This is a genomic window from Arthrobacter sp. GQ119, from assembly GCF_059759125.1.
Map to the genome: position 1 here is coordinate 156,097 of NZ_JCAXEA010000010.1, position 13,091 is coordinate 169,187.

General features: G+C 64.8%; 8 protein-coding genes and 1 pseudogene. 4 read left to right on the forward strand and 5 right to left on the reverse strand.

Annotated features, from left to right (window positions below):
• Positions 1-92 precede the first annotated feature (92 nt).
• Genes AC6CH3_RS11430 through AC6CH3_RS11440 form a run of 3 tightly spaced genes read left to right on the forward strand, consistent with a single transcriptional unit; the run spans position 93 to position 5,326 of the window.
• Positions 93-2,351 carry a hypothetical protein gene (locus tag AC6CH3_RS11430; protein WP_498132547.1) on the forward strand — a complete coding sequence of 753 codons (2,259 nt, stop codon included), beginning with the start codon at positions 93-95 and terminating at the stop codon, positions 2,349-2,351.
• 37 nt (positions 2,352-2,388) lie between these two features.
• The gene (locus AC6CH3_RS11435; protein WP_498132548.1) at positions 2,389-4,323 is read left to right on the forward strand and encodes a hypothetical protein; all 1,935 of its coding nucleotides are present in this window, start codon (positions 2,389-2,391) and stop codon (positions 4,321-4,323) included.
• On the forward strand, positions 4,310-5,326 hold the full coding sequence (locus AC6CH3_RS11440; RefSeq protein WP_498132549.1) for an aminoglycoside phosphotransferase family protein: 1,017 nt from the start codon (positions 4,310-4,312) through the stop codon (positions 5,324-5,326). The genes AC6CH3_RS11435 and AC6CH3_RS11440 overlap by 14 nt, the downstream gene beginning before the upstream one ends.
• A gap of 15 nt (positions 5,327-5,341) precedes the next feature.
• On the opposite strand, the gene AC6CH3_RS11445 is transcribed toward AC6CH3_RS11440, so the two are convergent.
• The 3 genes and pseudogenes from AC6CH3_RS11445 to AC6CH3_RS11455 form a co-directional block, all read right to left on the reverse strand.
• The gene (locus AC6CH3_RS11445) at positions 5,342-6,802 is read right to left on the reverse strand and encodes a lipopolysaccharide biosynthesis protein (RefSeq protein ID WP_498132550.1); all 1,461 of its coding nucleotides are present in this window, start codon (positions 6,800-6,802) and stop codon (positions 5,342-5,344) included.
• A complete protein-coding gene (locus AC6CH3_RS11450; protein WP_498132551.1) occupies positions 6,799-7,614 on the reverse strand; it encodes a glycosyltransferase family 4 protein in 816 nt (271 codons plus the stop codon). Before AC6CH3_RS11450 ends, AC6CH3_RS11445 begins: the two co-directional genes overlap by 4 nt.
• A 606-nt stretch (positions 7,615-8,220) precedes the next feature.
• Positions 8,221-9,656 (reverse strand): annotated as a pseudogene (locus tag AC6CH3_RS11455) (HNH endonuclease).
• A gap of 77 nt (positions 9,657-9,733) precedes the next feature.
• Here AC6CH3_RS11455 and AC6CH3_RS11460 point away from each other — a divergent pair.
• Positions 9,734-10,411 carry an alpha/beta fold hydrolase gene (locus tag AC6CH3_RS11460; RefSeq protein ID WP_498132552.1) on the forward strand — a complete coding sequence of 226 codons (678 nt, stop codon included), beginning with the start codon at positions 9,734-9,736 and terminating at the stop codon, positions 10,409-10,411.
• A gap of 59 nt (positions 10,412-10,470) precedes the next feature.
• Here the strand turns inward: AC6CH3_RS11460 and AC6CH3_RS11465 are convergent, their stop codons facing one another.
• Together AC6CH3_RS11465 and AC6CH3_RS11470 are read right to left on the reverse strand one after the other, a co-directional pair.
• Positions 10,471-11,274 (reverse strand): IclR family transcriptional regulator, encoded by an 804-nt coding sequence (locus AC6CH3_RS11465; RefSeq protein ID WP_498132553.1) that lies wholly within the window; start codon positions 11,272-11,274, stop codon positions 10,471-10,473.
• Between the two features lie 91 nt (positions 11,275-11,365).
• Positions 11,366-12,622 (reverse strand): aminopeptidase P family protein, encoded by a 1,257-nt coding sequence (locus AC6CH3_RS11470; RefSeq protein WP_498132554.1) that lies wholly within the window; start codon positions 12,620-12,622, stop codon positions 11,366-11,368.
• Positions 12,623-13,091: the final 469 nt, after the last annotated feature.

Sequence of the window (13,091 nt, forward strand, 5' to 3'; positions counted from 1 at the left end):
TCAGGCGGCCGTCTTTCGCGGCGCCGAACCGTCCAAGGTTCCCGTGCGCGTCACCCCAAATTTCTTCGTTCGGTCCGAAAGGGTTCAGCCATATGAGTCAGTCATTGCAGGATGAAGTCAAAACGTCGAGGCTGCGGACATACCGGGAGTTGGCTGCGAGTTCATTCCGAACGTGGGATGGAGTCATTGCCGCCCTGGGCCTGACCGTAGCGCTCCTGATTCTGCTGGACGCTGGCGGTCCCGTGCTGGCACCGCTCAAGCTCCTCATATGCCTGGCCTTGCCGGGGTGGGCACTCGTGAGCCGCCTTGCCGCAGCCGACCCGGCTGCACGGCTGGTATGGACCGTTGGGGCGAGCGCCACGCTGTTCACGGTGTTCGCTTTCCTCATGGCGTGGTCCGGCATCTGGCATCCGCGGCCTGTTGCCGCGGCGGGCCTGGTGGCCGCATCAGCAGCCATTGTTCTGTTCCCGGTCAGCCACGGGTTCGGTTCGCGGCCGTTTGATTGGCGGCTGCGTCCGCTACGGGAACTGATTTCGCTGGCCCGGCTGCATCCGCTGGACCGACTGCGTAAGCGGAGCCTCCGGGAACTCCTGCCGTGGCTTGTCCTCGGTGCCGCTTTGGTCCTGTGGGGCATCTCGCTCGCGCTGACCGGCACCGGCGAGCTGGACAGCTGGGGCCTGCTGTCCAAATACCCAGTGACCTGGTATCTTGCCGTTGCCGCTGTCTTGGGCCTTTGTCTCTGGGGGATCGGAACGCGTCGGGAAATCCCTGCACGGTTTCTGATCGCCTCTGTCTCCGGCCTGGTCGTCATGCTCTATGCGTCGGCGAGCATGCTGACAGCCGTGCCGCGCCTGCCGTGGAGCTACAAACACATCGCCGTGACAGACTTCATTGGCTCCACGGGCCAGATGGATATGTCCGTGGATATCTACAACCGGTGGCCGGGCTTTTTTGCGAGCAGTGCGTTTTTTGGAGAGGCGATCGGACTCCGGGAGGCCTTGGACTATGCCGCATGGGCGGAGATCGGATTCGCGCTCCTGAACGTCGTCACCGTCCTGGCCATCGTCCGCACCCTCACCAGGAATCCCCGGGTTTACTGGACGGCGACGCTGGTATTCGTATTGGCCAACTGGGTCAACCAGAACTACTACTCCCCCCAGTCATTCGGATACACGCTGTACCTGATCATGTGCCTCGTCGTGCTCACGTTCCTGCGCAGTAGGCCGATCATGGTGGTGCGGGTACTGGAAGAACGCCTCACGAGGCCCCAGCTGCCGGTGATTGATTGGTACGAGAGGCCTATTGGCCGCAGGCTGAGGATCACCGCAATCGTTGCGGTCCTGCTTCTGCAGGCCGCGATCGTCGTGAGCCACCAGCTGAGCCCCTACCTGGCCCTCCTGGGACTCGTCCCCCTTTTCGTGCTGGGTTACTTTCGGCCACGGTGGCTGGCACCCGCCCTTGTGTTCATGACCCTCCTCTACTTGATCCCGAACATTGGCTACATAGAGCAAAAGTATGGCCTGTTCACCGGATTCGATGTCTTTGAGAACGCTGGATACAGACCGCAAAGCGACGCACTGACGGATCCATCGGGCTGGTTGCTGACCACACGGTGGATGGCGCGCGCGGCTGTGGTCCTGTCCGTCCTGACCGGGGTCCTGGCGGTGGCCGGCTTCGTCCGGCGCCTTATCCAAGGTGAAGTCCGGACCACCCTGATGGTCGCGTGGATGGCGGTGGCCCCCGCATTCGGGCTGCTCGGGCAGTCCTACGGCGGAGAAGCGCGGCTCCGCATCTATCTCTTCGCACTGCCGTGGTTGGCAATCGGCGTGGCCTGGCTGTTCTGGTCAGGGCCCCTCCGCACACGGAAGGCGCTCGTGGGAGCCACTGCCTCCCTGAGTGCAATGGCCCTGCTGTTCAGCGTCGTGTACTTCCAGCCGGAGGAGGACCACCGAGTTCCGCAGGGCGACGTGGCTGCCGGTATCTGGGTGGATTCCCACGCCCGTTCCGGTGATGTGATCTTCGAACCCGGCTACTTTTTCCCGACGCTGATTGGATCAAATTATCCGAATTACTATCGGACCATCCGGGTAACGCCGCTGTCAGGCCTTATCAAGAATATGACGGGGCCGGTCAATGCGGAAAACATTGAGAAATACGCAGATAGCATCAAGCCCACAACCAATATCTACGTCGTTTTTGCCGATGATAAAGCCGAAGACGAGGAAGCAGCCAGGCTGTCACAGTCCGCAACTGTCTACGACTTCGAACGTGATCTGACTTTCGACAATAGAGCGTCGCTTGTGTTCGAGAGTGAAACCGCCCGGATCTACCAAATTGCCGGAACTCCATAGGTGCGGCAGCAACAAGTCGTTGGATCGGGAGGAACGGATGACTGTGGACGAGGGACACCACAGCGTGTATGAACCGGGGAGCGTCCCCACGGTTCTGCATCCGGACGTGGCCAAAGTCTTCCGGGCATTGGACGGATCGGGGATGCCATGGGTTCTGCTGAGGGGCGAGCACGACCTTGCCCGGCCCTCGGGCGACGTGGACATTCTGGTCGCCAGCGAACAGCTGCCAGGCCTTGACCATTTGATGACAGGCATAGGCTTCCGCCGCGTGCTGGCTACCGGGCACGGCAGCCACCGGTTCTATTTCGCCTATGCCGGCCCGGATGACCTGTGGCTGAAGCTGGACTTTGTGTCTGACATCTCCTTCGGCCCGTATCAGCAGTGGCGTACCGGGCTGGCAGCCTGCTGCCTCCGCAGGCGGGTGCGGAACGGCCCGTTCTGGCTGCCGGATCCTGCAGACCAGGCGTGGTTGCAGCTGCTACACCTGGTGCTGGACAAAGGGGAGGTCCGCCCGGAACGCGCCGACACTGCGCGCCGGGCGGCCTCGGCCGCGTCGGCTGACGATGTGATAGCCAAATTCCTGGACCGCCGCGCCGGTCCCGGCGCCGCCGGGCAAGTTCTCAACCTGGTGCGCTCCGGCAGATTCGACGAAGTGCCGGGACTTGCAGCCAGCATGCGGTCCACGTGGACCACCTCGACTCGATGGCGCCCCAGCTTCGTTGCCGTGGCGAACAGGGCCCAGCGGCTTCTTACCCCGAGACTGCAGGGCCGCGGACCGGTGGTGGGGGTCATGGCACCTGACGGTGCCGGCAAGACCACCCTGCTCCGGAACCTCGGTGCAGCAGTGCCGCTTCCCAACAGTTACGTGTACATGGGGATGTGGGGCGCGGGTCCCTGGGACGCCTGGCTCTGCCGGATCCCCGGCGGCCGGCTGGGCAAGAAGGTGTTCCGCCTCGTCCGCGGCGGGCTGGCCGCCCGCTATCACTCCCTTCGGGGGCGGGTGGTGCTGATGGACCGGGTTGCCTACGATGCTGTGCTGCCGGGTTCAGCTGACAACAGCGTGCTCGGCAGGATAACCAATGCCATGGCCTTTTATCTGGTGCCGGATCCGGATGTCCTTCTTGTCCTGGATGCTCCGGGCGAGGTGATGTTCGCCAGGAAGGGCGAACATTCAGTCGAGATCCTGGAGGGCCGGCGGCAGGCCTACCTGCAGCTGGCTGACAGCCTGCCCCAGGCCAGGGTTCTTGACGCCGTGCAGCCGCAGGACGAAGTGCAGAGGCTGGCCACGGACATCGTCTGGCACAACGCATCACGCAGTGCCGCGAGGTCTCCGGAAACAGTTCATGCAGGCCCGGCTGAGCTGAGCCTGCACTTGTGGAGGCTGCTCGACTGGCGGTTCCTGTTGCCCGTCATGCAGCCCCGGAGCCTGGGCTACGGCGGGGACATGGGGCGGGACATGGTGGCGGCCCTGCACCTGTTGGACCCCCACGCCGCCCCCATCGGAACTGAGCGCGTTGAAGGTAACCGCATTGAAGCTGAGCGCCAGCATGCGGCGGCGGGGACTTTCGACGTCGTTCTGCTTTCATCACCTGACCTCCGGCTTTTTGAGGAGGCAGCGGCAGCGGTGGAGCCCGGCGGATGGGTGTGTGCCCAGGTCAGCCGTTCGCTGTTCCGCGGCTCCGGCCCGCGCACGCTGGCAGGCTGGAAGCGCGTCTTTGAGAAGAAGGGCTTCACTGATGTCGCCGTATATTGGCACGCGCCGAATCTGGAGCGCACAGCACGTATTGTGCCGGTGGCGTCCACGACCGCCATCCGGGACACGCTGTCGCTCCAGGAGGCCATCAGGTTCCGCAGGACCAAGGTGGCGATAGCCCGCCTTGCCCTCGCGCTGCAGCTGTTTGATTCGGCAATTCCGGAAGGCACCGTGATGGGCCGCCGCAGTGGGGGGAGGAACGGCGATGACGTTCATTGACCGGGTTCTGGCGGACAACTACGGCGAGCTGGGGCTGGAGAGGTACGGCGTTGGCCGGCAATGGGCCACCGTGCTGCTCACGCCGAGGTTCGTCACGTCCCGCCACGTGGTGGCCCTGATCTTCGCGTCCGGGGCACGTGAACCCAGCCTCGTGGTGAAGGTGCCGCGGCAGCCGGGGGATAACTCCAGCGTTCGGCATGAGGCACAGGTGATGGATCAGCTCCGGTCATACGGTGCGGGCACGGAGATCGGCGTCCCCGAGGTGGTGGCCGTGCTCGACGTCGGACCTCACGCCGTGCTGATCGAAACCGCCGTGACCGGGGCCCCGTTGAATCCACAACGTGTGGGCGCCAACGTACGCGCCGCTGTGAGCGCCGGTACTGCCTTTGTGGCCGCACTGCCGTGCACGCTGGCGGCGCCGGCGAATGGGGACTGGTACCAGCGGACGATCAGCAGTCCCCTGGACGACCTCGTGTCCCTCCTGCCGGCGGAGCGCGACGTTTCGGCGCTCGTAGAACGCACGCACGCGATGCTGGAACCGCTGCGTTCCGTGGAACTTCCCGCCGTCGTCGAACATGGCGACATGAGCCACCCAAACCTCTTCCTGCAGCCGAACGGCCAGCTGCAGGTTGTCGACTGGGAGCGGTCGCGTACCGACGGCGTGCCCGGACACGACCTCGTGTTCTACCTTCAGTACCTCAGTGAATCCAGTGAACGGGCATTCTCCCGTCTGGCCCAGCTCGCCGCCTTCGACAAGGCGTTCGGTTCAACCGGGTGGGCCCTGGCGCCCCTCCGCGGCCACCTGCAGCTGAGAGGGGTGAACCCGGAGCTGCTTCCGCTGCTGGTCATCGCGGTGTGGGCCAGGTCCGCGGCCACCCTGGCCTATCGGCTGGAAAGCGAACGGGGTCCAGACCAGGGACGGAGCCAGATGCGGGCAGCGGTTTTCGGAGACCGTGACTTCTGGCTGTGGCGGCACGTGGTGGACACCTGGTCGGGGCGCTAGCCGGCGGACAGTTTCTCACTGGGAAGGGCGGCGGACCAGCAGCTTCAGCAGTTCATTGTGCAGGGACGAGAAGCCCCAGCGCAGGATTACGTAGACCAGTCCAATGGCAGCGGCCGCAATGCCGAACATCGTGAGGAGACCGTCGGCAAGCGGCAGGGCCAGCCCGGCCAGGCCCACGGCAGCCACCGCCCCGCCGCAGACCACACCGGGAACAATGGCCCGGAGGAGCTGACGCGGCCGCAGGTCCATGACCCTGGCCGCCACCATCTGCATCCCCAGGGCGAACAGCAGCGCCGCGGCGAGCTGTGCACAGGCGATCCCCACGATGCCCCACTGGACGGCAAAAAGCAGGACCGGGGCCAGGACCGCCAGCCGTACGAGGGAAATGCCGATGGAGAGGCCGGGGCGGCCGAGTGCTTTATACACGTCGTTGGCCCCGGCGCCCAGGGAGCGCGCGGCCGCGTACAGGGACAGAAAGACCAGCGGCAGGACGGACTGCCCCCACTGGGGCCCGAAGACAGCGGGCACAAGAATCGGTGCCGTGACCGCCAGGCCCACGCCGGCGGTCATCCCGTACAGCGTCTGAATTTGGACGCTCTTCAGGTATCCGCTCCGGAGCCGGTCCGGTTCGCCGCGCACCTTGGCGTACAGCGGGAACAGGACAGTGGACAGCACGAAGAATACGTTGATGATCACCAACTCGGGCGCGCGGAAGGCAAGGGTGTAGAACCCCAATGCGTTCGCACCCAGAAAGAGGCCGATGATGAGATAGTCGATGTCAAAGATCAGGCGGGCCAGCAATGAACTTCCTGCGACCGGGGCGCCGAATTGCAGGTTCGCCCGGAGGGCGTCCTTGCTGACTCGCCACACCTGCCACGGTGCCCGGCCAGGAAGCAAAAACCAGCAGGCGGCAGCGTAGGCTACCGACCCGGCGGCCGTTCCGATGGCCAGCGACCAGGCTCCGTAGCCGGCAAAGGCCAGTGACAGTGTGACGACGCCCATCACGGCTGCACGCAGAACGGGAGCCGCCGTCTGGCGCTTGAAATGCAGGTCCCGGCGCAGCAGTGCCTCGGGGACAGCGGCCAGGGCGGTGGCCAGCAATGAGATCGAGAGGACCTGCACGAGGGGTGCCACCTCGGGAAGGTTGAAGACACCGGCTATGGCGGGTGCGGCCAGGACGGCACCGGACGCCAGGAGGCAGCCCAGCAGCACGGAGATCAGGAGGGCTGACCTGGCGACTTCCCCGGTGTGTGGCAGGTAGACCAGCGCCTGGGCGACACCCGCATCGGCTATGGTCTCCGCATAGGCCATCAGGACGATCGCCAGCGCGACCAGTCCGTATTCTTCGGGAGACAGCAGCCGCGCCAGCACGATGATGGTGACGAGGACGAACACCTTGCCGGCGATGAAAGCGAGTCCCTGCCACATCGCCCCATGGGCGCCGGCCTGGGCGAGTTCCCCGGGCGCGTACTTCATACCGGCGAGCTTCGAGGTTGCGGACTACGGCCGTCCTGGCTGATGGCCAGGCGAAGCTCGTCGAGATACTCCCGCGTGACAACGCCCCATGTCCGGACAGCCGCCTCACTTTCTGTCCCGCCCTGCTCGGTTCGTGGCTGCTCCGTTCGGGGCTCAGTCAGGTAGCCCACCACCCGTTCCGCAATCCTGCCGATGTCCTCCTCGACGGTCAGCAGAGGGTGGGCCTCCTGCTCACGGGCAGCCACCGGCGTGGCAACTACGGGAGTTCCCGCGGCCAGGGCTTCGCGCACCGAGTTCCGAATGCCCACCCCGTGCTCGTCAGGGAACACAGCAACATCGGCGCCGTGGAAAACATCCAGGACCGTGGGAACGTTCGCCAGGATCTCCACCCGGTCCCCGGCCAGGGCGAGGACTGCCGGTGCGGGACGGCGGCCGGCGATGACGAATCTGGCATCCGGAACCTGTTGCCACACCAGCGGCGCCACCTTGTTGATGAGCACGCCCACGCTGTCGATGTTCGGACCATAGTTAAGGCTGCCGACAAAGCAGACCACGGGTCCGTCGCGCCTGATGCCGGAGCGGACGGCCAGCTCGGCGCCATTTGGAATGCTTCTCACATTTCGCCCGAGGCGGTCCGACCATTCGACGGCGTCCTGGAGGCCAACGGTGAGGAGCCTCGCCTGTACGGGAAGACGACGTTCGGCCCTGAGTGCCTGGTACTCCCGCGCCTGGTACGCGGGCCGCATTCTCCCTGCAATGGCGGTATCCATGCCGGCGCGAATGGACCAGGGGTCGACGGTCTGCAGGACCATGGGTCCACGCACATGGTGGGCGAGGGGGAGCGCATGCGGACCGTGTATCAGCGTTGCGTCGCTTTGCGCGGAAAGCCGCGACGCCGTTTCTTTTGCTTTCGCAGTGGACCGTTCCTGCTTTCCCAGGCCATTCAGGCCAAAGAATGAGCGCAAGAATGCCAACTTGCGATTACGGGGAGAAAGGATATGGACGGCTTCGCAACGCTCCCGCACTTCGTCCGGAAGCCCTACGGGCCCCGAAAAGGTAACCAGTGTGACGTGGACGTCATCGGGAATATTACGGAGAAACTCGAAAGGGATCATAGAGCTGCCATCACCAAACACCGGGTCGCGGTTGGGCATACTTTCTGTCACGTACAGAAGCCTCATTGCAAGAGTGTACGTGACCATAATGAAATCCCGCCTGCATGCGGAAAAGTGTCTTTTTCGGGCAAAATTATCGGCATGATCCGCCTGCCCAAGTTCCCGGCTTCAGTCGCCCCCGCCCTTGCCGCCGTGACCCCGGATGGCCGCCGATGTGCCGGCGGGTTCGACGGCGACCGAGACTCCGCCGCTGCCCGGGTCTTAGGAGGCGCGCGGCAGCCGTTCCGGTTGGCTGAGTAGCCGTTATGCCGGGCTGGTTCCGGCGATTGTTCCGGCGCCGGCGCCGATGCTGGTTCCGGGGAGCGGGGGTGCCGTGGAGTGGTAGCTGTGGCGGGTGGGCGTTTGGAGTTTGAGGGTGTGCCGGAGGCCGGGCCGTGAGATGGCCTTCCAGCCGGGTTCTTCTTTGGTGTGGTTGCAGGCTTCGCAGAGTCCGGCACCGTTGGCCAGGCTGGTGGTCCCGCCGGTGTGCCAGGGGATGATGTGGTCGTGGTGGCGGATCGGGGCGTCGCAGTACGGAGTCCGGCAGGTGTCGTCCCGGGCCTGGATGAAGCGGCGCAGCCCTGCCGGGAAGAGCCGCGCCCGGGAGTCCATCGCGACCAGCTCCCTAGTCCCGGGCGCGGTGTAGAGCCGGCGGAGCCAGATATTCAGCTCCTGACCGCCGGTAGTCTCGCCCGGCTTGGGCTTCTGGCCCGAGGTGCTCCCGCGGTCGTTCAGCTCCTGACCTGCCGCCTCCCCTCCTGCCTGGATGAGGGTGCGGGCCTAGCCGGGACTATGCCGTAACCGGCGAGCCGGGCCGGTTCGCTGTCGGCCTGGAAAAGGGTGCGGTCGCTCATGACGAGCTGGATCTCGACGCCGCTGATCCCGCCCGGGGCGCCGATGGTCCATTCGACCAGGGCGTCGGCCATGATCTGGCCTCGGGAGCGGGTGTCCCCGTCCGAGCGCAGGGTGTCGGCTTGGCGGGTGAGCGCGGCGTACACGGCGACGCCCTGCGCCACGGGCAGCAGGGCTGTCAGGTAGGTCATGTTGTCCGGTGCCGGGCGCAGGCTGACGCACCGCTCGGTCGCGGCGTGGCTCGCCCGCTGAGTGACCGAGCGCGGATCCCGCCGGTACGCAGCAGCCTTGGCCGCGGCCACGATGGCCCGGTCCCCGGCGCCGTCGAAGGTTCCGGTGTCGGCCGCGAGCTCCTCATCGACCGCGCACCGGTCCACCGGGGACAGGCAGGCCGTTTCTTTCACGAGCAGCGTGGCGCGCCACTCGTTCAGCCGGCCCGTCTCCAGGGCTGCCAGGGTGTGCGGCATCTCGGTCACCAGGGCCTTCGCCAGGCCCAGTAGGCGGGAGCCGCGGGCCGGGGACTCGTGCCGGGCGAGAGCTATCTGAGCGGCCACGTCCTGGCCCCGCTCCGCTGTCGGAACCCCGGCGTCGGCCTGGGAGCGGCGATGGGTGGCGTCGAAGGCCACGGCGATCTGCGCCTGGAGGCCGGCGACCGCAGACTTCAGCTCCTCCAGCCCGCTGAGCTGGTCAATCAGCCCGGCACAGTCAGCGGCCAGACGCAGTGACCCGACCCCGGCAACCAGGTCTTCCACGGTCAGGCAGGAGCCGGCGACAGCTTCGGCACCGGAACCTGGGATCGTGGCAGCTGAGGCACCCGCACCGGGGGACTCTGCAGCTCCGGCAACCATCCATGCCGCGGCCGCCTTCTGCGTGCTGTTGGTTAAGGTGGACGTGTTCGTACATGTCTTGGAACTGGGGTGGGATCTTGGCGGTTTTCGTACTGATTCACGGCGGCGGTTCCACCGCATGGGACTGGCATCTGGTCAAACCACTGCTTGAGGCATCGGGGCATGATGTCATCGCGGTCGACTTGCCCATCGAAGACGACAAAGCAGTCCTTGAGGACTACACGCATGCAGTAACTGCAGCGGTGGGCGACGCTCGGCACACCATCGTCGTCGGCCACTCGCTCGGGGGCTTTACGGCACCCTTAGTTTGCGACGCGCTCCTATCGGACGGACTCGTATATCTCGCAGGAATGATCCCACTGCCGGGAGAGACATTCGGCGACTGGTGGAGCAACACGGGTCATAATCTCCAGACCATAGATCCGGATCCGCAGGCGGCGTTCTTCAACGAAGTCCCTGAAGATTTGGTACACCAGGCACGCGACAAGGAGCGCGATCAGCAAGGTGCATGGATGACACGGCCTTGGCCTGGCCAGCGGCATCCGGCCGTTCCCACCAGAGCAATACTGTGCCGTGACGACCGGTTCTTTCCAGCCTCATTCATGAAACGCCAAGTACACCAGCGACTTGGAGTCGAACCGCTGGAAATTCCAGGGGGTCATTACGCCACCTTGAGCCATCCAGACGCTGTAGCCGCGGCGCTGAACGACTTCGCCCAAGAGATCGTTCAGAGGCAGGACAAGATTTCTGAATGAACAAGGGAGCGCAACGCCACAGTTCGTGACTCCCGAGGCTTGATGCGCCGGAGCCGAACCTAGTGCGGAGTGACTCCGCCGAGCCGGGAGGTGACGCGGCGGGCCGCGGCCAGGCAGGACTCGCCGAGGCTCTGCAGCGTTTCCGGAGAGACGCGGAAGCGGGGAGCAGGAATAAGAACCGCGGCAACAACACCGCCGCGGTGGTCGTAAACAGGGGCCGCCACTCCTACCTCGTCGAGCGATGTGTCGCCGTAGTTAATGGTCCACCCGCGCTGGCCGGCGTCCTTGAGGCGGAGCAGGTAGTCCTCCAGGCCTGTCTCATCAAGACCGGGGTAGGTGATCGCTCCGCTGCGCAGCAAGGTCCGTACGCGGTCCGGGGACTCCGCGGCGAGGAACACCTGCACCGAGGCACTGAGGGCGTCGTGGTAGCGGGCGCCGAGTGGTGTTGAGTGCTTGATCTGGTGATGGCTCGCGATCTGCTCCACGCACATCGACTCGGAGCCATTCCAGACCATCAATGCACTCGTCTCGCCCGTCTGCTCGGCGAGTTCACGCAGCACGGGGTAGGCCACGCGGCGTTCTTCCAGCTCCGCGAGCAGCGGCCCGGCCACAGCGATGAGGCCCAGCCCGAGGCGGAACCGCCGCGTCTCAGGGTCCCGCTCCACCAGGCGCTCCTGTTCGAACGTCGCCAGTATCCGGGAGACGGTGCTCTTGTGCAGACCCACCCGGTTGGCGATCTCCGTGACGCCCAGCAGCGGTTCGTCCGCCGTGAATGTCCGGAGGACGGCAATGGCATTGACGATGACGGAGGCGCCTTTGGAGTCGCCGTTGCCGGTGACGTCAGGTGATTCTGCTGGGCTCATGGTGCTTACCATCATTCCCTAAGAGGACACAGAAGTGGCGCCACCCCCGAATGTGGCGCCACTCCCGGCCGGTCCGGCGGGACGGACGAGGTCAGGCCCCGATGATGTTGTATTCGGGTCCGAACGGGAACTTCGTGATGTTCTCCACGCCGTCCTCGCCGACCACCAGGATGTCGTGCTCGCGGTAGCCGCCCGCTCCGGGCTGGCCGTCGAGAACGGTGATCATCGGCTCCATGGAAACCACCATTCCGGGTTCGAGCACAGTGTCGATGTCCTCGCGGAGCTCCAGCCCGGCTTCACGGCCGTAGTAGTGGCTGAGGACGCCGAAGGAGTGCCCGTAACCGAAAGTGCGGTTGGCCAGCAGTCCGTGGCCCACGTAGATCTCGTTGAGCTCGGCGGCGATGTCCTTGCAGACAGCCCCTGGCTTGATCAGTTCGAGGCCGCGCTTGTGGACTTCCACGTTGATGTTCCACAGTTCCAGGGAGCGGGCATCGGGTTCGCCGTAGAACAGGGTGCGTTCCAGTGCCGTGTAGTAGCCGGACGTCATCGGGAAACAGTTCAGCGACAGGATGTCGTGCTCCTGGATCTTCCGGGTGGTGGCCCAGTTGTGCGCACCGTCCGTATTGATGCCGGACTGGAACCAGACCCAGGTGTCCCGGATCTCCGAGTCGGGGAACGTGCGGGCGATCTCGTGAACCATGGCTTCGGTTCCGATCAGCGCCACCTCGTACTCGGTGATGCCGGCGGTGATGGCGTTGCGGATGGCTTCGCCGCCCAGGTCGCCGATGCGCGCCCCGTGCTTGATGACCTCGATCTCCTCCCCGGACTTGATCATGCGTTGGCGCATTGCCGCCTGGGCCACGTCCACGAGGGTTGCCGACCCGAAGGCAGCCTGGATCTTGTTGCGGTTGTCCAGTGGCAGGGAGTCGTCCTCGACGCCGAGCCTGCGGACGGTGATGCCACGGGTGCGCAGCACTTCCTGGATGGCGTGGATGTAGTTGTCCCGGCGCCAATCCGTGTACACCAGGTTGTCGCCGTAGCTGCGGCGCCAGGGCATGCCGGCGTCGATGTTTGCCGTCACCGTTACGGTGTCGTCCTTCGTGACCACCATGGCGTAGGACCGGCCGAAGTAGGTGAACAGGAAGTCGGAGTAGTACTTGATCGAGTGGTAGCTCGTCAGGACGACGGCGTCCAGTTCCTTCTCTGCCATGATGCGGCGGAGGCCGCCCAGCCGGCGTTCGAACTCCGCGTCAGAGAACGTCAGCCTGACTTTTTCGCCGTTGTTGAGGACCTTGAGGCGGTCAAGCCGGGCGACGTCGTTGACGGCTTCGGATTCGGTGATGCTCATGGGTTTGTCCTTTCGTTAGCTTCCGGGAGGGAGCTGTCGCGTATCCAAGATCAAGCGAGTTGCATTGACTGCAACACTGTTGCACCAGAGTATGCGTGAGTAGTGCCATAGTCAATCCTCTGACTAACGGCGATGGCTCGGCAGTTCCTGATATTCCGGCTTCTGGCACCCCTTCCGGCTACCATTCATTGGAACCGCACCTTGTTGCTTCGAGGTGCATTCCGTTGCAGTAGAAGAGACGCGCGTCGGCTTTTTGTCTGTGGCGCTGCCGGCATCTGTTGACACCCCGTGTGATGGCTGCCATATTTTCAGTAGCGCTATGTGCGTCTTGTTGTGTATTACGCAATTCGCAGACACCGAAGCGTCGCAGTGTGGCCGAGGGTCTCGAATGGCAGGATCAAGATTTAGAGCCCCGACGAGTCAGCTGGATTGGCACTGGTGCCGTCACCCGCGGGTCCGCAGATTCCAG